We start from the raw sequence: 19,697 nt of genomic DNA, 5'->3' as shown, positions 1-19,697 counted from the left end.
CCGCTTACTGAAGATGAAAGCCTGAGTGCGGCGTTATCCGGTAGTGAGCGCCGCTAAAAAATCAGTCTGGCTGGCGAACCTGACATAACGCATATTGCACTTGCCCCGTTGTCTTATGGCGGGAAATATTCCAGCCGGGAGGCAGTGGGAGGGGATTGAGCTCCACCTCCGCTTCTATATATACATAGGCGTTTGCTGCAAGCAGTTGTCTTTCCGCCAGGATTTGCAGGGCGGGAGCAAGAAACTCTTTTCTGAAAGGCGGATCAAGAAATACAACCTCCCAGGGCTTGTCCGGCGATGCCGCTCTTAACCAACTCAACGCGTCTGCGTTCACCACACTGGCGTTATCCGCGCGTAGAAGCTGTATTTGGCTTTTCAAATGAGATGCAATCACTGGGCTTTGATCAATAAAGGTCACATCCGCCGCGCCGCGGGAAAGCGCCTCCAATCCCAGCGCGCCGCTGCCGCAGAATACATCCAGGCAGCGAGGGCCGGGAAATATGGGCATTAGCCAGTTGAATAGCGTTTCCCGCACCCGGTCTGGGGTTGGGCGCACGCCGTCCAAAGCGGGAAACGTCAGTTTTCTACCCCGGTGGGAGCCGCCGATAATGCGCAATTGGCCCAACTCAGGGGCGGACTTGCCTTTATGTCTCATGCTATGTGTGTAGTCCGAATGAAATGTAAATTACCAGGCGCTTAGGGCGTCACGTCCTCAATTTCGCCGCCTATATTTGAGCGCGGCGGAGCAGGTAGGGCCGTTAGCCTTGCGTACGAACATCGCAGGTTAATAGAATAGGGCCCCATTTGCATCTTCGCCTAAGTTTTGGACATCTCTGATATGCATTCAATGATCAACTATGTGTTTATGGCCCTGATGGGGCTGTCGGTATTGTTATTGATCGCCGACATTCTGTCCCGTAGAAATAGCCTCCCGCGTCCGCGCTCATTCGAACTGAGCCCGCCTGAAACGCAGAAGCAAGCTGAAACGAAGGGCGTCACGCCGGCAAAGACGCCACCTGAGCCTGCAAAAGAGGTCGCTGCGCAAGAGCCTTCCGGCGGATGGTTGACGAGGGTGCGCACAGGCTTGAGCAAAACCCGTGGCCAGTTTAGCCAGAACCTTATGGCGCTGTTCGCCGGCGCCAAGGCGATAGATGAAGAGCTGCTGGAAGAAATCGAAACCCTGTTGTTATCCGCCGACGTGGGCATTGAGGCCACGACGCAGATTACTCAGGCCATTACTGAAAAGCTCGATCGTAATCAGTTAAAAGACTCATCTGCGCTCTATGAAGCCCTGAAAGAAGAGCTCCGTGGCCTGTTAGAGCCATGCTCCAGCCCTCTGCAAGTCGAAAACAAGACCCCTTATGTGATTCTGGTGGTGGGCGTGAACGGCGTCGGTAAGACCACCACCATCGGCAAGCTGGCGAATAAATTCCAGCAGGAAGGCCGCTCTGTCGTCCTGGCCGCCGGAGATACCTTCCGCGCCGCTGCTGTGGAGCAGCTACAAGTTTGGGGTGAGCGCAACAATGTGCCTGTTATCGCGCAACATACCGGCGCGGACAGCGCCTCCGTCATTTTTGACGCGGTGCAGGCGGCTAAGTCCCGTGGAGTGGACATTGTTATCGCTGATACCGCGGGACGTCTGCAGAACAAAGAGAATCTGATGTCCGAGCTGGAGAAAGTGGTTCGCGTCATCAAGAAGCATGACCCGGACGCGCCTCATGAGGTGTTGTTGGTGCTGGACGCAGGTACAGGACAGAATGCGCTGAGCCAGGCTCAGTTGTTCCGTCAGGCGGTCGGCGTCACAGGTATCGCCATCACCAAACTGGATGGCACGGCGAAAGGCGGCATCCTGTTCGCCATCGCCAAGCAGCATGGATTGCCGATCCGCTATATTGGCGTAGGGGAAGGTATTGACGATCTGCGCCCATTCAACGCTAGCGAATTTGTGGATGCGCTGTTTGACGCATAAAACCGAGGCTTAAGAGCAAGGCGATGAGGCAAAGAGGAAATTTATGATCGGCGACAGCATGATCCACTTTGATCGGGTCTCAAAACGCTACAGCGGCGGGTTTGAAGCCCTGTCTGAGGTCAGCTTTTCATTGCGGCGCGGTGAGATGGCGTTTCTGACCGGGCACTCTGGCGCGGGCAAAAGCACGCTTCTGAAATTGATCATGCTCATGGAGCGTCCCAATCAGGGGCGCATTTATATCGGCGGTCAGAATCTGGAGAAGTTTCCCCGCCGGCAAATTCCCTATTTCCGTCGCCATGTGGGGGTTGTGTTCCAGAATCACCATTTGCTGTTTGATCGCACTGTATTTCAAAACGTCGCCTTGCCATTGGAAATCGCAGGCGTTTCCTCCCGGGAGATCGGAAGAAGGGTGCGTGCGTCTCTGGATAAGGTTGGGTTGTTGAAGAAAGAAAACTCATTGCCCATCACTCTATCTGGAGGGGAGCAGCAGCGGGTGGGCATCGCCCGAGCGGTGGTGAACAAACCGCCATTGCTGCTTGCCGATGAGCCGACAGGAAACCTGGACCCTGAGTTATCCGCCGAGATCATGCGATTGTTCCAGCAGTTTAACCAGGTCGGTGTGACCGTGCTGATCGCCAGCCATGATCTGGCGCTGATCTCTCATATGAAGCATCGCGTAATGCGACTGGATCATGGCCAACTGGTGGCCGGTCGCGGCTGATTGAAATCTCCCGAGCGAAGAGAATAAAAGAATATGAAAGAAAACATACCGCGCGGAGCCAGCCCTTCAAGATCGGGTCGTAAACAGCCGCCTCCTCCGCCAGCGGAAGCGCCGCCGCGTCAGGGCGCCTCCGCCGGGTTAGAGCAAAGCGGCCTGGAAGCCTACTTTTCCCACCACCGTCTGATCGCCCGCGACAGCTTAATGCGCCTGATACGAAGTCCTTTGTCCAGTCTGATGACATGGCTGGTGATCGCTGTGGCGCTGGCTTTACCGTGTGGCTTGTTTGTCATGCTCGGCAATCTGGGCGGACTGACGGAAGGGCTGGAGGGCGCCTCGCGGGTATCGCTCTATATGAAGCTGGATGTGGACGACCAGGCAGCGTATCAATTGGCGCAGAAGCTTAAAGAGCGTCCTGAGGTGCAGTCGATGCAGTTCATTAACCGCACTCAGGCGTTGGAGGAGTTCAAGTCTCTGTCTGGTTGGGGTGATGTACTGGCTTATCTGGATGATAACCCGTTGCCGGCGGTGATTGTATTGCAGCCCGCGCCGGAATACGGGCAAGCGGAAAAGGTGCAGGCTTTCACGGAAACGTTGTCCAAGCTTCCTGAAGTGGACAATGTGCAATTGGATCTGCAGTGGGTGAAGCGCTTGAATGCCTTGTTTGAAGTGCTGGGGCGCAGCACCCTGGCCATAGGGGCCTTATTGGGGCTGGCGGTCATTCTGATCATCGGCAACACCATCCGCTTGGCGATTGAGAACCGTAAAGACGAAATTCTGGTGGTCAAGCTGGTAGGGGGTACCGATCCCTTTGTGCGCAGACCGTTCTTGTATACCGGTTTTTGGTATGGCGTAGGCGGCGCTTTATTAGCCTGGCTATTGGTGAACATGGCGCTGCTCTGGCTGAGCGGACCGGTGAACCAGTTAGCGGCGTTGTATTACAGCAGCTTCAACTTGTCCGGATTGTCTATTGAAGCCTCTTCCTTGCTGCTGTTGACGGGCTCTTTCCTGGGCTGCGGCGGCGCCTGGCTCGCCGTAAGACGGCATTTGGATGATATTGAGCCTAAATGACCAATTTTTAATATCGTCCAGCTATTGAAATAATGACAGCCGGCCTTAATTACAGTTAAGTCCTGTAATCCAGTGCGGGCGGCGGGCTTGATAGGGATAGGCTCGCAGAGGCTTTCAGACGAGGACGATAAAGTCGATTGCAGCGTTACATATCGTTACAATGGGGAACTTTAGACTGCGTTGGCAGTCCAATCGTCAAGTGCTATATTTCACGTCGAGTAAGATAATTGGAGATTTTGAATGGGTACCAGTTTACGGCCTGTAGAAATGCTTGCTCCAGTAGGGAATCTGGAGGGATACGTTCACGCGGTAAACAGCATTCCTGTTCTCAGCGCTGAAGAAGAGCGCGAATTGGCGGAACGTTTCCACCAGAACGAGGACTTATACGCAGCCAGACAGTTAGTCATGGCTCACCTTCGCTTTGTGGTGCATATCGCCAAGAGTTATTCCGGATACGGTCTGTCTCAGGCTGACTTGGTCCAGGAAGGGAATATTGGATTGATGAAAGCGGTTAAACGCTTCAACCCTGAGTTCGGCGTTCGTCTGGTTTCCTTCGCGGTGCACTGGATTAAAGCGGAAATTCACGAATTCATTTTGCGTAACTGGCGTATCGTCAAAGTGGCGACCACCAAAGCGCAACGCAAACTGTTCTTTAACCTGCGCTCCGCCAAGAAGCGTCTGGCTTGGTTGACCAATGACGAAGCCAAAGCCGTTGCGGAGGACTTGGGCGTCGATACCCATGTTGTGCGGGAAATGGAAAGCCGATTGGCTGGCCAGGATACGTCTTTTGACGCAGGCGCGGATGAAGACGACGAAACGGCGTTCAGGGCTCCGGCGAACTATTTGGAAGATCGCCGCTATGATCCGGCGATGATGCTGGAAAATGAAAACTGGGAGGAAGACTCCAACAGTCGTCTCCACGACGCGCTGACTCAGTTGGATGAACGCAGCAAAGACATCATTCAAAAGCGTTGGCTGGCTGAAAGCAAAGCCACCTTGCATGAGCTTGCCGATGAGTACGGCGTTTCCGCTGAGCGTATACGCCAGCTGGAAAAGAATGCAATGAAGAAGGTCAAGCTGATGCTTGAAGCATAAGCGACGCCAGATATTGAAAAAACCGCCGTATGGCGGTTTTTTTTTGCGGTGACTCTGCTGCCCACCTTTAGAGGAAACAATACCATGCATATCGCTTTTCTTGGCGTCGGCTTGATGGGCGCGCCCATGGTGGAGAATATGTTAGGCGCTGGTTATTCCTTGACGCTATGGAACCGCACTCGCGCAAAGGCCGAAGCGTTTGCTGAGCGAGCCCATATCGCTGACGAGCCTGCGCAGGCGGTTGCAAAGGCGGATGTCGTTATTTTGATGCTGGAAAACGGTTCGGTGGTTGACGACATTCTGATGCGGCAGGGCGTTGCAGATGCTGTTCCGCCCGGGGCTTTAGTCATCGATATGGGCTCTATCCCGCCATCATTAGCGCGTAAACACGCTGGTTATCTGCAAGCAAGAGAGGTGGCTCACCTGGATGCGCCCGTCTCAGGCGGGACGGTGGGGGCGGCGCAGGCGACGTTATCGATAATGGTGGGGGGCGAGCGGAGTCAGTATGACAAAGCCCAGCCTATCTTCGGCGCATTGGGTAAAACCACCTACATCGGTCCTCATGGAGCTGGGCAACTGGCGAAGCTCGCTAATCAGGCGATTGTGGGAATCACCATCGGCGCTGTGGGCGAAGCCTTAATGTTGGCGGCCAAAGGCGGCGCTGATCCGGTGGCGGTGCGAGAGGCGTTGTTGGGCGGGTTCGCATCAAGCCGTATTCTGGATTTACACGGCCGCCGCATGCTGGAGCGCGATTTCCAGCCAGGAGCGACAGCCAGAGTACAGCACAAAGATTTGACCATGATCCTTGATGAGGCCAAAGCGGAGGGGTTAACTCTGCCCCTCACCGAACAGGTTTTCGAGGAATATCAGGCTTTGTTGGAAGCCGGGCATGAGAATGTGGACCACAGTGGCCTATTGCTGCACATTGAGGCGCTTAATCAGATTCGTCTTGATGGAGAGCATAAGGATGCCTAAGTTCGCAGCCAACCTTTCCATGCTGTTTACGGACGTTCCCATGGAGGCGCGTTTTGCGGCGGCCGCTGAAGCTGGATTCACCGGAGTGGAAATGCAGTTTCCTTATGCCTGGGATAAAGCTTTATTGTCCGCCAGCCGAGAGAGCGCCGGCGTCAGTGTAGTACTGCATAACCTACCTGCTGGGGATTGGGATGCCGGTGAGCGCGGAATTGCATGCATTCCGGGCCGGGAGAAAGAGTTTAGGGAAGGGGTGGAATTGGCGATCGCATACGCCAAGGCTCTCGGCGCGCCCAGATTGAACTGCCTGGCGGGGATAAAGCCTGCTTCAGTAAGCGATGAGCTGGCATGGCTCACGCTGACCGAGAATTTGCGCTACGCGGCGAAAAAGCTGAATGACGAGGGCATTGTGCTGACGTTGGAAGCGATCAATAGCCTGGATGTCCCTGGTTTTCTGGTCGACAGCACAGAAAAGGCGCTGCGTGCGATTCAGGTATTAGGTGTGAATAATCTTAAATATCAATATGATATCTATCATATGCAAGTGATGGAGGGGGATTTGGTGCGGACAATCAAGCGTCATCTCGCCAATATCGGACATATTCAGTTCGCCGATAATCCAGGGCGTCATCAACCTGGAACTGGCGAAATCAACTTTGCATATATTTTCTACCAGCTTGATGAAATGGGTTATCAAGGGTGGGTGAGCGCAGAATATTTTCCCCTCGGAAATACGCGGGATACGCTGGGGTGGTTGCAATAAGCGGCCTCGCCCCCAAATTACTAAATCTTAACTGGGCGTTTATTTACCCTGTACCTAGACTACGCAATGGGTAAATAATGAACTACTAGCTTAGTAAATTAACATCAGACGACGACTGGAGACTTGGAATTTAATGGGCTGGTGGGGAAAAGTTATCGGCGGCGCATTTGGATATGCATTAGGTGGTCCCTTGGGGGGATTGCTCGGCGCTGCAATCGGACATAGTTTTGACGTCGGCGTGCAGCGGATCGAATTAGAGCCGCCGAACTGGGGCGCAGGCGATCAGGAGCGGGTGCAAACGGCCTTCTTCACCGCCGTGTTCAGCGTTATGGGACATGTCGCCAAAGCTGATGGCCGCGTCAGTGAGGTGGAAATTCAGGCTGCGCGCCACATCATGGCGGGTATGCAACTGAATCCGGAACAGGAAAAGTTGGCGATTGAATTATTCAATCGCGGTAAGCAGCCGGAGTTCGACCTGCAAGCGGTATTGCTCCAGTTCCGGGATGAATGCCATCGTCGCGCCAACTTACTGCAGATGTTCCTGGAAATATTGCTGGCGACTGCGCTGGCGGATCAGGATCTGCACGCCAATGAACAACGTATACTGCGTGAAGTGGCTGAAACTCTGGGATTCAGCCGTCATCAATTTGAAGGCTTGCTGGCGATGGCTATCGCCAGACAGCGATACGCCCAGGAAGGTTTCCACGCCGGCGCGAAAGAAAAGACGCCGAGTCTATCGGACGCTTACGCCGCGCTGGGAGTGAATGAAAACTCTACTGATGAAGAAATTAAGAAAGCCTACCGGCGTCTGATGAGTCAGCACCATCCGGATAAGCTGGTGTCGAAGGGCCTGCCGGAGGAAATGGTTAAGATAGCGACGGAGAAAACTCAGGAGATCCGCACCGCCTATGAGCAAATCAAGCGGGCGCGGGGCGGATGAGTTCGGGCGCTGTTGGCAAGGAACTTCTGTTTCTGTAGTGGTATCAGGTAGTGAAGAGACGGGGATGAAAAATGCGAGTTTTAGTTATTGAAGACGACAAAGATGTAGCTGCCTATCTGAGTAAGGGACTCAAAGAAAGCGGATATGTGGTTGACGCCACTGAAAACGGAAAAACCGGCCTGCATATGGCCACGACCGAAAGTTATGATCTGCTGCTTGTGGATCGTATGCTGCCTGAGCTGGACGGCTTGTCCGTCGTGCGCATGCTGCGCGCTGGCGGCTCTAAAACACCCGTGCTGGTGTTAAGCGCGCTTGGCGAAGTGGACGATCGCGTTCAGGGCTTGCGCGCCGGCGGCGACGACTATCTGGTTAAACCCTTCTCCTTCAGCGAGTTGTTGGCGCGTATCGAAGCTCTGCTGCGTCGTTCTCAGCAGCAACAGGACGTCGTCACCACGCTGAAAGTGGCGGATCTGGAAATGGATCTGTTGGCGCGTACAGTCAAGCGCAATGGTTTGTCCATTGATTTACAGCCGCGGGAATTTCGTTTGCTGGAATACTTCATGCGCAATCCCGGTCAGGTTCTGACGCGCACCATGCTGCTGGAGAAAGTGTGGGATTATCACTTTGATCCGCAAACCAACGTTATCGATGTTCATATCAGCCGTCTGCGGGCCAAGATCGATAAGGATTTTGAGACCCCCCTGTTGCACACCATTCGTGGAGCAGGGTACGTCCTACGTGAAGCTGCCTAAGCTATTACGCACCTCGGCATTTCAGTTCGCAATATTGTACATGCTGCTCTTCGCAGCCTCTGTACTCTTCCTTCTAGGCTTCATTTACTGGGCGACAGTAGGTTTCATGTCCGCCCAGTTCGACGAAACCATCCAGGCTGAGATTCAAGGACTGGCTGAGCAATATCGTCGGCAAGGGCTGCGCGGTATGGTCAGCGTCATGAATGAGCGAGTACTGAACGATCCTCAAGGCGAATCATTGTATCTGCTGGTCAATTCCGACCTGCAGCCGCTGGCGGGTAATCTGAATGAGTGGCCTGCTTTGGTGGAAGATGAAGACGGTTGGATCGGCTTTTATCTGAATCGTTCAGGAGGCCGCTTCGCAGCTCCCCACATGGCGCGCGCGCGCGTGTTCACGCTACGAGGCGGCTACCGTTTGTTAGTGGGGCGGGATATCTTTGATCTTTTCCGGGTGCGGGAGTTGATCGAGCGCTCACTGACCTGGGGGGTGGCCATTACCCTTGGATTGGCTTTTCTGGGGGGCGTGGCGCTGGCGAAAAGTACGCGACGGCGAATTGAAGCGATCACCCACACCAGCCGTCAGATTATGCAGGGTAACCTGTCATTGCGCGTTCCAGTGCGCGGCTCTGGTGATGACTTCGACGAGCTGGCGGATCACTTGAACCGTATGCTGGACCAGATCGAAGCCCTGATGGCGGGAGTTCGTCACGTCTCTGACAACATCGCACATGATTTGCGAACGCCATTGACCCGTGTCCGCGGTCGACTGGAGTTGTTATGCCAGAAGGATCTGCCTGAGGATGCCCGCGCCGTGGTGCAGGAAATCATCGGCGAGGCGGATCAGCTATTACAGACGTTCAATGCATTGCTGCGAATCGCGCGTATCGAATCTGGCGGCTATAGCGCCAACTTCTCTGAGGTGGATCTGCATGGCCTGGTGGCCGACGCCGTTGAGTTATATGAAGCTTTGGCGGCGGATAAGTCGCAGACACTGTCGCTGGACCTCGCCCAGGGCATTATCGTGAAGGGCGACCGGGATTTACTGTTCCAGGCCATCGCTAACTTGCTGGATAACGCCATCAAATATACCCCAGTAAACGGTAACGTCGGTGTCAGATTGCGGGCGTTTGACCAAGCTGTCATCAGCATATGGGATGAAGGCCCTGGTATTGCCGAAGACGAGCGCGACAAGGTGGTGCAGCGGTTTTATCGGGTAGATAAGACGCGGGGCTTGCCGGGCAACGGGTTGGGGCTGAGTATGGTGAAGGCCGTGTGCGAAATGCACAAAGGCGCGTTGGAGTTGAGGGATAACCAGCCTGGTTTGCGTGCTGAAATGAAATTACCTATCCCCAAAGCGCTGCCTGCTGCATCTGCGCCGGAGCAGGACTCGCCGGGAAAAACGCCCGCCTTGCCAAGCTGACGTTGAGAGGAGAGGGAAAGTCCTACTCTTCCTCTCCTGCAGTCCTCTTCAATCGTATCGAGAGAAAACTTAGTTCAGGCGGGATCTTATCAGGCTCAGAGTTTGTTTGAGCGGATAAGCGGCCGTTTCCAGGGTGGTATTCACGAGCCCTTCCACTTGCCTGCGCGCCCGCTCAATTCTGGCTTTCTGCACCCCTACGCGAGCGCTGATGCTATCCAGTTCGCCTTCAAGATGTTTTTGCTCCGCCATAATGAACGCCAGGACGGCGTGGCGGTTTACTTTGTCTGTGACGCCGTAGTGCTCCAATTGGTAGCCGATGTAATCGAGCCCGTTCAATGCATTATTGAGAATATCTTGGGTCTTCATGATGAATTTTTCCCTGGGCTGTCCGCTAGGATAGGTGATGAGGTTGTGCAGAACCTACCTACAAAAAATAGAGGAGACAACCTAATTTTTCCATCCCGCCCCGGCCTTGCTGGGCTTGCCTGAACTGAGCGCTTTAGCTTTGTTGTTCCCGGTGGCGATCCACAAATCGCTGCAGCAGCAAATCCAATATGTGCTCGTAGGTTTCCAGCGGCGTATCCGTCAAATAAGCGGTATTGCCTGTCAAATGAAGGCTGACCATGCCATGCAGCAGGCTCCATAGTTCGATCAACATGGTGCGGCGCTGATCGCCGGATGCGTTTAGGCCGACACGATCCAGGACTGACTGCAGACAAGTCTCAGCGAAATTGGCCACTTCCATGGAAAGCGCGTATTCCTGATTGGACAGAGGTTCTATGTCTGTTCCTTTGTATTCACGGAATTTTGGCGCGTGAGAGGAGAACATCAGCTCATAATGCTCGGGCTGGCTGAGTCCAAACTCAATGTAGCCGCGCATGATAGCGCGTCCGCGGGCGATGGCGTCTTGCTCCGCATCCGCTCTCTTTATCAGATAGGCGCGGAGTTTGCTGAAGCCCTGAATCATCAGGGTGACGTAGATTTCGTCTTTGCTTTGGTAATAGTTGTAGAGGTTCGGCGCGGTCATGCCGAGGGCTTTGCCAAGCCTGCGCATGGTGAGGGCGGCGAATCCTTCCTGAACGATGAGGCGCAAGGCCACATCGAGAATATTCCTTTTAAGTTGCTCAACTTCTTCGGGGGGCCTGACTGGGCGCATTAGCTCTATCTAACCTGGGGTATTCCGATTGCATCAGATTAGTTCGTGACAATAACAGTGGCGGAACCCTAAATTCAACTATTGAATGCAGGAAAACGGGAATTTTTCATGATGAAAGTCAAGTATCCCTGAATATTCTCTGAAAACAGAAAGTTAAGTCATATTTTCAAACGAATTCCGCCCTTTAAAAAAGGTTAATAATTAATCCACCTTGGGGCAATAAGCCATCCCGTAGTCTTAGCTCCAAGGATGGTGAAAAGAAGGTTTCACCCAAACGCGCAACGCACAGTGTTTTAGGTTTGTTTTTTTATGTGCCAGTTGACGTAGTTGTTGTCCTGCCCTTGAGTGTTGTTTTTTTTAAGAGCGTTAGCCACTGCCTAGATTATCCCCTGTTTTGCAGGGGATTTTTTTTGTCCGCCGCGATAGAATTTGACCCTGTACCAACGCCTCAGTCCCTGCTTACCGGTGGCCATCAAACAGGGGACATACGGCGCCAGTCAACTCATCGTGCAGATACGGCAGTTAATTTTCTTATGACGTTGAATTTCCGAGCAGTCATTCTAGGAACTGTTTTTGACCTTGGCGGCTCTATAATCGCCATTCGGCTCATAGCTGGCTTTTATCTTGCGATGATGCATGCAGGAGGCGCCTCCAAAGAGGAGCTTGAGGCATTCCTCGGCAACCCCAGCGACGCCTTTGCGCTAATGGCTATTCTGATAGGAGTAGGTATTGCTTTTGATGGTCTGGCGGGCTATCTGACAGCTAGAATGGCGGGATTCCTGGAGTATTGGCACGTTTTGGCCATGTGGGGGCTGCTGACGGTTATGCAGTTTGCGCTCAGTTCCGGGAGCGGGGAAAGCGACGCAACGTTGATTCCCTCATACGTGTTCGTTGTGGGTTATGTCGGCGGTTTGATTGCGGCGTTCACTGGCGCTTATCTTTTCAAAAAAAGCAAGCGTGAGCGTCCTTGAGCGCGCCCAGTTTATGGTGAGAACTTAAGATGAGTCGTTATCGCCCTCCCAGCCCTCCGAAAGCCCGTTATATCACCTCGGAAGGCGAGCGCACCTTGCGCGAAGAGCTACAGTATTTGTGGAAAGTAAAACGCCCGGAAGTCACCAAGGCCGTGTCTGAAGCCGCGGCAATGGGCGACCGCAGTGAAAACGCCGAGTATATCTATGGCAAAAAACAACTGCGTGAGATAGATCGGCGCGTTCGCTACCTGACCAAGCGGTTGGATGAGCTCAAGGTGGTGGATCGTCCGCCGGAGGACCAAAGCCGGGTTTATTTTGGTGCCTGGGTGACCTTGGAAGACGAAGAAGGCGATGAGCATCGTTACCGCATCGTTGGATCGGACGAGCTGGGCGCTCAAAAAGGTTACATCAGCGTTGACTCCCCTATGGCGAAGGCGCTGTTGAAGAAGCAAGTAGATGATGAAGTGATAGTGACGACGCCTTCCGGCCGGAAGTCCTATTTTGTAATTGAAATTGAATATTGCGGCGCGTAAAGCGTTTGGTTCCGCGGGTGACTATGATGTATGCGACTGCGCCACAGGCGCCTGTTCAGAGAAGTAAGTTTCATTGGATGTTCGGTCTGGCGTTTGTCGCGGGCCTGTATTTGTTGTTTGCGGATGTGGGGCCTCACAAAAGCTCCTCCATGCTGTACAACGCGCTTTGGGATTTCGGTCATGTCGTCTGGACCGCCGTTGTGGTGGCGTTGGCGTTGCGTCTACCGCAGATACGCCGATTCGGCGCCAATAGACTGTGGTTGCTGACGCCCGTGGCGGCGTTCGTATTCGCTGGCGTGGTGGAATTGATTCAGGCGCATATCGGGCGTTCTCCTTCATGGGGAGATGTGTTCGCGGATGTCGCCGGCGCCCTGATGGGATTGATGCTGGTGATGCCGTCGGAAGGCGTACGTCATCGCTCTTTCGTCGTTCTGCGTTGTGTCTTGGCTATCGCTGCGTTTTTGTACACATGCTTGCCGGTGGCGAAGGCGGTTAACATCTCACTGCATCAAAGCGCAGAGTTCCCTGTGCTGGCGGATTTTGAAACCGCCCGTGATCGTCAGCGCTGGACAGGACGGGTGATCAAACTTACCCGGGAGCACGCCAGCCATGGCGAGCAGGCGCTGTATATCGAATTGCGCAAACAGGATGTTTTCCCGGGCGCGTCTTTCATTGAGTTTCCTCGCGACTGGACTGGCTATTCCAAGCTGTCGTTTTCCGTGTACGCAGAGAAGGACATGCATGTAGCTGTTCGTTTGGACGATGGGTTCTATTTGGACATGCCGACAGACAAGTTTGAGGACCGGGTTAATATTCGCCTTCAGGCTAAGAAAGGGTGGAATGACTACACCCTGGATTTTGACGAGTGGACCATGACTAAATCCGGCCGTCGTCTGGATGTATCCGATGTGCGCAACTTCTTCATCTTCACGACCCATGATTACGGCGCCAAGTGGATGATTGTCGATAACATCCGTCTGGAAAAGTAATTCACCTTGTGAACTTGGTCACGAATGACGGCGAAAGGCGGTGAACCCGCCTGCGCCGTCCATAGAATAGGACGATACCCTGATCAATATTTGCTGGGGATAGTCATGTTCACAACAAGAAAAATATTATTGTCTGTTACCGTATCCTTTTGCTTCTGTGCTCAGGCGATGGCGGCGGAAGCTCCTGTCGTTCAGGAGGGGTATAAAGAAAAGTCGACGCTCGAAACCTTTCCTTTGCAGTCTCTGGACTCTACCGCGTTATCCGCGGCTGTCATCGGTGGCTCTTTGGATGCTCCAGCGGCGGGAGAAGAGACTGATGCGCCTTTTGAACTAAAGGAACGCACTGCTCAAGCTGAAAAAAGGGAAACGCAGGATGAGTTTCGGGCGCTATCCATTCCCGCTGATGCGCCACAGCCTCGCTTCACGCCCGTGACGCCGACGACCCATATTTACGATTATCTGATTACGACAGAGCGCTAACTGCAGGCCCGAAGATCGTCGTTAGGCGGGTTGCATATCATCCAGTCCTGGCAGTGGTTTTTTCAGCACATCCTGATACATGAAGCGTAATGCCTTCAGTGCCTGTTTACAGCGCGCAGGCGAAGCGCTCAGGGTTGTAGCGACATAGCGCAGAAAGCGACGCACGTCTTTTTCGCCAAGTTCTTTTGGACTGCGGTTTTGATTAAAGGAAATGAAGCGATAAATCCAATGCAGGTAAGAGTGTTCGGTGCGGGGACTGAAGCCCTGCGACTCAATCGCCTGCTTCAATTGGCAAATAAATTCAGGTTCGTTCGGCAACATTAATTCAGCAGTTTCCATTACGATAACCTCGCTGGTTCTTCTTTTTATAATTATCCTTAAATTCTATTACAACGAAATGTTGCCTGCAAAGTTGGTTTGATGAAGCTTTTGCAAACTATTGCCGGTTGATTATTTTGTTAGGTTTTTCGGGCTCTGGGATGAGTCTAATTGGAGAGACAAAGGGAAACGAACTCAGCGCCCGTTTCCCGGCAAGCGCTTAGCTGTAGCGCTTTTTCAGATCGGCGATGACGTCCACATAACGCTGCATCGCTTCATCTTTGGACACCCCTTGCAGCTTCGCCCAGGCATCGTACTTGGCGCGTCCCACGAAATCCATCATACCGGGACGGGAACCGCTGACATCGCCTTCGCTGGCCTGTTTGAAAAGCGCATACATTTCCAGCTTCATTTCATTGGAGGGAGAGAAGTCGCCCTCGGCGGTTTTGACGTAATTGAGCGCTTCTTCGAACGCTTTTTGTAAGTCACTCATTGCATAGTCCTTAACTGTTTGGGTGTGAAAGGGCATTATAGCCCGGCGGCAAAACTGACTGAAGGTCATTTAACCCCTCCGTGATCGGTTTCGTCGCCTGGGGCCCAATAATAAACGCAGGTAAAGAACATGAATAAATTAATGTCTATTGTCAGCAAAATTAATTTGTTGCCGGAGATCGCCCGCAGCAGAGCCTTGTCTCTGTTTTTCGGAAAGACGGTCAAGTACGCGGGAACTACGGGTATCGTCGTGGAAGAGCTTACCCAGCGCCGTTGCGTTATTACACTGAAAAATCGTCGCGCCGTGCGAAATCATATTGGCTCCGTGCATGCTGTCGCCAATGCGTTGATTGCAGAGTCGGCTACGGGCTTCCTGGTGGGAATGAATGTGCCGGATCACGCCGTGCCGGTCATTAAAACCATGAAGCTGGATTACGTGAAGCGGGCGAAAGGCGATATGCGCGCGGAAGCCCATTTGACGGAGGAGCAGGTACACGCGATTCAGACGCTTGAAAAAGGCGAAGTGACGGTGGCTGTCGCGATTACTGACAGTGAAGACAAAGAGCCGGTCATGGCGGAAATGATCTGGGCCTGGACGCCTAAGCGGCGCTGATCGCCAACCGTCGAAAAAGTCTGTTGGAGGAGGGCGAGATGCGGCTAGCGCCCGTCAGGCCGTCGCACTAGAATGGAGTCATCGCAACAGGCGTCTGCGTCGCCGTTCTGGCTGTCGCCCAGACGCTTTTCATTGCGTTTGATCGAAGTAAGTCGCGGAGGACATTTTGCCAGACCAACAACGCCATACTGACCGTACTGAAACCGCCAACGAACGATATGACTGGCGGCGAATCCGGAATATGGTGCTGGCCTACAAGCCGCAGTTGGCGAGGGCGAACCTGATCGCGGTGCTGGCTACATTGGCGGCGGTCCCTGTGCCGTTACTGTTGCCTTTGCTGGTGGATGAGGTATTGCTGGAGCAACCTGGTCCTGTGATTGCGCTGATTAACCAGTATTCTCCAGAGTCATTACACGGGGCTGCGTTTTACATTGGCGTCATGGTGTTCGCCGCTCTGGTCTTGCGCTCGTTTTCTCTACTCATGAATGTGTGGCAGGGCAGGCATTTCGCCAGTATTTCCAAAGATATTATTTGCCGTATCAGGCAGGATCTATTGAGCCGCCTCAGCAGCATTTCCATGGCCGAGTACGAAGTCATGGGGAGCGGCGCGGTGGCGTCCCGCTATGTGACTGACCTCAATACCATTGATCAATTCATCGGCAGCTCGGTCAGCCGTTTGCTGGTGGCGTTGCTGACGATAGTCGGCACTGCGGCGGTGTTATTGTGGGTGCACTGGCAGTTGGCGCTGCTGATTCTGTTTTTTAATCCCTTCGTGATTTATCTGACCACGCGCCTCGGTAAAAAGGTCAAAGAACTCAAGCGCCGGGAAAATCAGGCGTTGGAGCTGTTTCAGGAAGCGCTGACGGAAACGCTGGATGGGATTCATCAGATCCGCGCCGCTAACCGCGAACAGCATTACATTCGTCGCCTTTTGGATCACGCCTGGGGCGTTCGCAATCACGCGGTGCAGTACGAATGGAAGAGCGACGCCGCCAACCCCGCCGCAAACCAATCCCTTCGCCGGAAAAAGGACCGTCGCGCTGGATGTGGAGAATGTGCATTTTTCCTACGGCGATGGCCCTGACGTGTTGCAGGGCGTTTCTTTGCATATCAATCCAGGGGAAAAGGCGGCGCTTGTCGGCGCCAGCGGCGGGGGGRAATCCACTTTGGTGCAGGTGCTGTTGGGGATGTATTCGCCTTCCCAGGGCTCCGTCCTGTTCGATGGCGTGCCGATTCAACGGATTGGCCACCATCGGGTGCGTGAGCATGTGGTCACGGTATTGCAGCATCCCACGTTGTTCAATGACAGTCTGCGACAGAATCTGACGATGGGACGACCGCATACTGACGCGCAACTCTGGCAAGCGTTGGAAGTGGCGCAACTGAAGGCGGTCGTGGAGAACTTGGCGGAAGGGCTGGATACCTTGGTCGGTCGGCAAGGCGTCAGGCTGTCGGGCGGGCAGCGGCAGCGTGTGGCGATCGCCCGGATGATTCTGGCCGATCCGCAAGTGGTGATTCTTGATGAGGCGACGTCGGCTTTGGATGCGGAAACCGAGTACAACTTGCATCGGGCGCTGGCGGACTTCCTCGATCAGCGCACTACACTGATCATTGCTCACCGCCTCAGCGCAGTGAAGCAGGCGGACCGTGTCTATGTATTTGAAGACGGTCGCATTGCCGAGGAAGGCAAACACGAAGAGTTGTTGCAGCAACGGGGTCTGTATGCGCAGCTTTATGGCGAGCGCCAGCACTGAGCTGGCCTCTGACGATTTTTGGCGATGAAAGGAGAAGCGTGTGCGTCAGGTCTATGAAGCCGCCAACGTCTTGGAAGCTCACATGATTAAAGGCGTGCTCGAGCAATCCGGCGTTACGGGATTTATCGACGGCGAGTTCCTGCAGGGGGGAATGGGAGAATTGCCGGCGGCGGGGTTGGTGAGGATTTCCGTTAATGACGTGGATTACGAGCAGGCCCGTTCAATTCTGCGAGATTGGGAAAACTCCCAAGTGCAAGACGCGCATACGCCGGCCAGTCAATTTACCGGGTGGATTGGCATCTTTTTATTCGGCTTCATCACCGGATTAGTCACTGCGTTTTGGTTGATGTAATTTGCCTCACCCGCCCAGAGAGCTGAAATACAGATGGGCGCTTTTCTTGCTGAAATTCATTCTGCGACCATCCTCAAACTCCACCTGAAAAGCGTCGTCGAGATCGGCGATGACTTCACCCTCGCCCAGAATGCTGTGGCGCACCCGATCACCGGACCAGATCTGCTCAGGCTCCTTTGCGGCGGTCTGCGCTGGTTGTTCATAATTAACGTCGTGCCATTCGAGATAACGGGTGGCGATGGGCGTCAGTCGTTGCGTCGATTCGTAATGGCCTGAATCTTTGGTCTTAGATTGCTTGCGCTGATCCAGAAACGCGCCCACGGTCGTGGAAACGTCAATGCTGGCTTCTTTAACAAAGCGGCTGGGTTTGTCATCTTTGCTGAGCGCGGCCTTGCTGTTCAGGGTTGGAGTGAACAGATACAGGGCTTCTTTGGCTCGGGTCATGGCCACATACAGCAGTCGCCGTTCCGCTTGCAGGTGGTCAACGATGTCTTCGCCGCCGCGCATACTGTAGGGAAGATATTGTTCGTTCAGCCCGATGATCATCACCACAGGCCACTCCAGACCTTTAGTGCGATGCATGGTGGATAAGGTGACGCCGCCTTGCTGCTTCTGCGCTCCCGCCAGACGCCGCAATTCATCGAAATGCTGCAGCGTCTCCAAAGAAGGCAGGTTCAGCGTGGCGAGGTAATGTTCTATGCCGAGCACGTTATTAATGCGCTCGTCAGCGGTTTCATGGGTGAGGGCAAGCTCCTCAAGGGTCTTGAACAACTCCGTATCGTCAATATAAAAGCGCACGATATCCGCGGCGGAACCTTTCATTTTCGGCAGGAGGCTCCAGGCTTGAGCGGTGCGCTTCAACTTGCGTTTTTGCAGGGCGTGGAGCGAGTCAGGAATCCATTCCAACAGTTGATCGCCCCAATGAGCGTCGTGTTGCGCCAGTATATGCGCCAGCTCGCGCAGGGTGTCGTCTTTCAATCCGACATGGGGGAAGCGCAGCAGGCCGGCGAGCACCTCCGCGCGCTTGTTTTCCTCCAGCATACTCAGCCGTCCCGAAGCCATTTCCAGCACGTATTGGATGTGCATAACTTCGCGATTCGCCAGAGCGCCTTTGTCTCCGTCAATACGATAGGGGATGCGGTGGGCCAGAAGAGCCAACTCAATGGGCACGGCCTGGGACCAGACTCTGAATAAAATGGCGATCTCTTCCGGCTCGCCGCCGCTGTTAAGCTGTCGCCCTAATTGCAGCACCAGTTGACGAGTTTCATCGCCGCCCTGCAGTACGTTGACCTCAGTGGCGGGCGTCCCTGTGTGCGAGCGACATAGAACATCCTTGCGTCCATGATTGTGAGTAATCAGGTGATTGGCGAGCAAGGCGACTTTATGGCCGTAGCGAAAGGTATACGAAAGAGTGAATTCACGAGGGCTTTCAAACTCCTCCGCGAAGCGATTGAGAATGAACTCCGGTTGCGCACCGCGAAACTCGTAGATGGTTTGATCAGGATCGCCTACAACGGTCACCCGGGCGCGTTTACCGGCGATATAACGCAGCAGTAAGTGCTGGATCTCGTTGGTGTCCTGATATTCGTCCACCAGGATCACATCCATTTTGTCCGCGACCAGTTTTACCAGATCCGGGGACTCCTGCAGACATTTGACCGGCTCGTAAAGCATGTCGGCGAAACTGATGCGCGCATGCGACTTGCGCCAGGCTTCAAAGCCGTTGACGACTTCAATGAGAAACGCGAGTTCTTTGCGATATTCCAATTGTTCGAAGACGGTCTGCAGTGGCAGCAGCGACGTTTTGCTCATATCCAGCAGACGAGAAGCCAGCTCAATGAACTCTTTCTTATTGCGCTTGACGCTGTCCTGGTGCGATTCGGGTGCGTGCCGACGCAGCAATTGCCAGAGCTGGAAGTGAATCTCCTGATCCGACAGCACTTGCCCTACAAACGCCGGTAGCACACCTTCGCGGATGAAGCGCTGATACAGGCGTAATCCCATGGCGTGGTAAGTGCGGACTTCCGGCAGTTCGCGGTAATGCGCGCCCGCAACTTCGCGCAGCTTGCGCTCGAAGTCTTCTTTGGCTGCGCGGTTGAACATCAATATCAGAATACGGCGCGGATCATGTCCCTGGTCCATCAGATGATGGATTCGGTGAGCGAGAGTGGTTGTTTTGCCGCTGCCGGCGACGGCGGTGATAACGCTGTGCTCAAAGCCGGACTGGATGATCCGCTGCTGCTCTTCGGTTAACTGCATGCTCGCCTGATAGTGATGGTTGGAGAGACCGGGCTCATAGGCCCCTGATCGAGGGGCCTAAGTTTAACCACAGGAGAGGT

General features: G+C 54.0%; 23 protein-coding genes. 17 read left to right on the top strand and 6 right to left on the bottom strand.

The genetic code is table 11. From position 1 onward, the window contains the following. Positions 1-61: 61 nt before the first annotated feature. Positions 62-655 carry a 16S rRNA (guanine(966)-N(2))-methyltransferase RsmD gene (gene rsmD / locus KP814_RS22405; RefSeq protein ID WP_216738862.1) on the bottom strand — a complete coding sequence of 198 codons (594 nt, stop codon included), beginning with the start codon at positions 653-655 and terminating at the stop codon, positions 62-64. Positions 656-838: 183 nt separating this feature from the next. On the opposite strand from rsmD, the gene ftsY reads away from it, so the two are divergent. From ftsY to KP814_RS22360, 9 genes are all read left to right on the top strand, one after another. Further along, positions 839-1,969 carry a signal recognition particle-docking protein FtsY gene (gene ftsY / locus KP814_RS22400; protein WP_216738861.1) on the top strand — a complete coding sequence of 377 codons (1,131 nt, stop codon included), beginning with the start codon at positions 839-841 and terminating at the stop codon, positions 1,967-1,969. A 58-nt stretch (positions 1,970-2,027) separates the two neighbouring features. Continuing rightward, entirely contained in the window at positions 2,028-2,690 is a 663-nt protein-coding gene (ftsE, locus tag KP814_RS22395; RefSeq protein WP_216738924.1) for a cell division ATP-binding protein FtsE, read from the top strand. Between the two features lie 33 nt (positions 2,691-2,723). Beyond that, the gene (gene ftsX / locus KP814_RS22390) at positions 2,724-3,758 is read left to right on the top strand and encodes a permease-like cell division protein FtsX (RefSeq protein WP_216738860.1); all 1,035 of its coding nucleotides are present in this window, start codon (positions 2,724-2,726) and stop codon (positions 3,756-3,758) included. 240 nt (positions 3,759-3,998) lie between these two features. After that, positions 3,999-4,853, top strand: a complete 855-nt coding sequence (gene rpoH / locus KP814_RS22385) for an RNA polymerase sigma factor RpoH (protein WP_216738859.1) — start codon at positions 3,999-4,001, stop codon at positions 4,851-4,853. 84 nt (positions 4,854-4,937) lie between these two features. Next, positions 4,938-5,828, top strand: coding sequence for an NAD(P)-dependent oxidoreductase (locus KP814_RS22380; protein WP_216738858.1), 891 nt, complete (start codon positions 4,938-4,940; stop codon positions 5,826-5,828). Beyond that, the gene (hyi, locus tag KP814_RS22375; protein WP_216738857.1) at positions 5,821-6,588 is read left to right on the top strand and encodes a hydroxypyruvate isomerase; all 768 of its coding nucleotides are present in this window, start codon (positions 5,821-5,823) and stop codon (positions 6,586-6,588) included. Before KP814_RS22380 ends, hyi begins: the two co-directional genes overlap by 8 nt. A gap of 133 nt (positions 6,589-6,721) precedes the next feature. Then, a complete protein-coding gene (djlA, locus tag KP814_RS22370) occupies positions 6,722-7,528 on the top strand; it encodes a co-chaperone DjlA (RefSeq protein WP_216738856.1) in 807 nt (268 codons plus the stop codon). A gap of 71 nt (positions 7,529-7,599) precedes the next feature. Next, positions 7,600-8,280, top strand: coding sequence for a response regulator transcription factor (locus KP814_RS22365; RefSeq protein ID WP_216738855.1), 681 nt, complete (start codon positions 7,600-7,602; stop codon positions 8,278-8,280). Between the two features lie 106 nt (positions 8,281-8,386). Then, the gene (locus KP814_RS22360) at positions 8,387-9,700 is read left to right on the top strand and encodes a HAMP domain-containing sensor histidine kinase (protein ID WP_253938560.1); all 1,314 of its coding nucleotides are present in this window, start codon (positions 8,387-8,389) and stop codon (positions 9,698-9,700) included. Between the two features lie 69 nt (positions 9,701-9,769). On the opposite strand, the gene KP814_RS22355 is transcribed toward KP814_RS22360, so the two are convergent. Together KP814_RS22355 and KP814_RS22350 are read right to left on the bottom strand one after the other, a co-directional pair. Further along, positions 9,770-10,066, bottom strand: coding sequence for a hypothetical protein (locus KP814_RS22355; protein ID WP_216738853.1), 297 nt, complete (start codon positions 10,064-10,066; stop codon positions 9,770-9,772). A 133-nt stretch (positions 10,067-10,199) separates the two neighbouring features. Continuing rightward, positions 10,200-10,799 (bottom strand): TetR/AcrR family transcriptional regulator, encoded by a 600-nt coding sequence (locus tag KP814_RS22350; protein WP_371824079.1) that lies wholly within the window; start codon positions 10,797-10,799, stop codon positions 10,200-10,202. Between the two features lie 590 nt (positions 10,800-11,389). Between KP814_RS22350 and KP814_RS22345 the strand changes: the two genes are divergently transcribed. The 4 genes from KP814_RS22345 to KP814_RS22330 all read left to right on the top strand — a co-directional run bounded on the left by KP814_RS22345 (position 11,390) and on the right by KP814_RS22330 (position 13,829). After that, positions 11,390-11,827, top strand: a complete 438-nt coding sequence (locus KP814_RS22345; protein ID WP_216738851.1) for a hypothetical protein — start codon at positions 11,390-11,392, stop codon at positions 11,825-11,827. Positions 11,828-11,856: 29 nt separating this feature from the next. After that, positions 11,857-12,360: a transcription elongation factor GreB gene (greB, locus tag KP814_RS22340; RefSeq protein WP_216738850.1), complete on the top strand. Its 504-nt coding sequence runs from the start codon at positions 11,857-11,859 to the stop codon at positions 12,358-12,360. A gap of 17 nt (positions 12,361-12,377) precedes the next feature. Beyond that, complete coding sequence (locus tag KP814_RS22335; protein ID WP_216738849.1) at positions 12,378-13,349, top strand: VanZ family protein; 972 nt, start codon at positions 12,378-12,380, stop codon at positions 13,347-13,349. Between the two features lie 105 nt (positions 13,350-13,454). Next, positions 13,455-13,829, top strand: coding sequence for a hypothetical protein (locus KP814_RS22330; RefSeq protein WP_216738848.1), 375 nt, complete (start codon positions 13,455-13,457; stop codon positions 13,827-13,829). A gap of 21 nt (positions 13,830-13,850) precedes the next feature. On the opposite strand, the gene KP814_RS22325 is transcribed toward KP814_RS22330, so the two are convergent. Next, entirely contained in the window at positions 13,851-14,168 is a 318-nt protein-coding gene (locus tag KP814_RS22325; RefSeq protein WP_216738847.1) for a site-specific integrase, read from the bottom strand. A gap of 199 nt (positions 14,169-14,367) precedes the next feature. Further along, a complete protein-coding gene (locus tag KP814_RS22320; RefSeq protein WP_127968214.1) occupies positions 14,368-14,640 on the bottom strand; it encodes an acyl-CoA-binding protein in 273 nt (90 codons plus the stop codon). Between the two features lie 129 nt (positions 14,641-14,769). Between KP814_RS22320 and KP814_RS22315 the strand changes: the two genes are divergently transcribed. From KP814_RS22315 to KP814_RS22305, 4 genes are all read left to right on the top strand, one after another. Continuing rightward, on the top strand, positions 14,770-15,252 hold the full coding sequence (locus KP814_RS22315; RefSeq protein WP_216738846.1) for a DUF4442 domain-containing protein: 483 nt from the start codon (positions 14,770-14,772) through the stop codon (positions 15,250-15,252). Positions 15,253-15,418: 166 nt separating this feature from the next. Then, complete coding sequence (locus KP814_RS32915) at positions 15,419-16,336, top strand: ABC transporter ATP-binding protein (protein ID WP_253938559.1); 918 nt, start codon at positions 15,419-15,421, stop codon at positions 16,334-16,336. Further along, on the top strand, positions 16,308-17,006 hold the full coding sequence (locus tag KP814_RS32910) for an ABC transporter ATP-binding protein (RefSeq protein ID WP_371824078.1): 699 nt from the start codon (positions 16,308-16,310) through the stop codon (positions 17,004-17,006). Before KP814_RS32915 ends, KP814_RS32910 begins: the two co-directional genes overlap by 29 nt. A 40-nt stretch (positions 17,007-17,046) precedes the next feature. Then, positions 17,047-17,358: a DUF2007 domain-containing protein gene (locus KP814_RS22305; protein ID WP_216738845.1), complete on the top strand. Its 312-nt coding sequence runs from the start codon at positions 17,047-17,049 to the stop codon at positions 17,356-17,358. A 6-nt stretch (positions 17,359-17,364) separates the two neighbouring features. On the opposite strand, the gene KP814_RS22300 is transcribed toward KP814_RS22305, so the two are convergent. Further along, a complete protein-coding gene (locus KP814_RS22300; RefSeq protein ID WP_253938558.1) occupies positions 17,365-19,617 on the bottom strand; it encodes an ATP-dependent helicase in 2,253 nt (750 codons plus the stop codon). Between the last annotated feature and the right edge of the window lie 80 nt (positions 19,618-19,697).

Source organism: Hahella sp. HN01 (assembly GCF_018986435.1).
Lineage (GTDB): Bacteria > Pseudomonadota > Gammaproteobacteria > Pseudomonadales > Oleiphilaceae > Hahella.
The sequence above is the reverse complement of the archived record's forward strand: the minus strand, read 5'-3'. Positions and strand labels throughout refer to the sequence as shown.

Bases quoted from the DNA above. Each gene is read 5' to 3' on its own strand.
- hyi (WP_216738857.1), top strand. From the start codon at position 5,821: ATGCCTAAGTTCGCAGCCAACCTTTCCATGCTGTTTACGGACGTTCCC.
- KP814_RS22365 (WP_216738855.1), top strand. From the start codon at position 7,600: ATGCGAGTTTTAGTTATTGAAGACGACAAAGATGTAGCTGCCTATCTG.
- KP814_RS22325 (WP_216738847.1), bottom strand. From the start codon at position 14,168: ATGGAAACTGCTGAATTAATGTTGCCGAACGAACCTGAATTTATTTGC.
- KP814_RS22300 (WP_253938558.1), bottom strand. From the start codon at position 19,617: ATGCAGTTAACCGAAGAGCAGCAGCGGATCATCCAGTCCGGCTTTGAG.
- KP814_RS22360 (WP_253938560.1), top strand. From the start codon at position 8,387: ATGTCCGCCCAGTTCGACGAAACCATCCAGGCTGAGATTCAAGGACTG.
- djlA (WP_216738856.1), top strand. From the start codon at position 6,722: ATGGGCTGGTGGGGAAAAGTTATCGGCGGCGCATTTGGATATGCATTA.
- ftsX (WP_216738860.1), top strand. From the start codon at position 2,724: ATGAAAGAAAACATACCGCGCGGAGCCAGCCCTTCAAGATCGGGTCGT.
- ftsY (WP_216738861.1), top strand. From the start codon at position 839: ATGCATTCAATGATCAACTATGTGTTTATGGCCCTGATGGGGCTGTCG.
- KP814_RS22330 (WP_216738848.1), top strand. From the start codon at position 13,455: ATGTTCACAACAAGAAAAATATTATTGTCTGTTACCGTATCCTTTTGC.
- KP814_RS22380 (WP_216738858.1), top strand. From the start codon at position 4,938: ATGCATATCGCTTTTCTTGGCGTCGGCTTGATGGGCGCGCCCATGGTG.
- ftsE (WP_216738924.1), top strand. From the start codon at position 2,028: ATGATCCACTTTGATCGGGTCTCAAAACGCTACAGCGGCGGGTTTGAA.
- KP814_RS22320 (WP_127968214.1), bottom strand. From the start codon at position 14,640: ATGAGTGACTTACAAAAAGCGTTCGAAGAAGCGCTCAATTACGTCAAA.
- KP814_RS22315 (WP_216738846.1), top strand. From the start codon at position 14,770: ATGAATAAATTAATGTCTATTGTCAGCAAAATTAATTTGTTGCCGGAG.
- greB (WP_216738850.1), top strand. From the start codon at position 11,857: ATGAGTCGTTATCGCCCTCCCAGCCCTCCGAAAGCCCGTTATATCACC.
- KP814_RS22355 (WP_216738853.1), bottom strand. From the start codon at position 10,066: ATGAAGACCCAAGATATTCTCAATAATGCATTGAACGGGCTCGATTAC.
- KP814_RS22345 (WP_216738851.1), top strand. From the start codon at position 11,390: ATGACGTTGAATTTCCGAGCAGTCATTCTAGGAACTGTTTTTGACCTT.
- rsmD (WP_216738862.1), bottom strand. From the start codon at position 655: ATGAGACATAAAGGCAAGTCCGCCCCTGAGTTGGGCCAATTGCGCATT.
- rpoH (WP_216738859.1), top strand. From the start codon at position 3,999: ATGGGTACCAGTTTACGGCCTGTAGAAATGCTTGCTCCAGTAGGGAAT.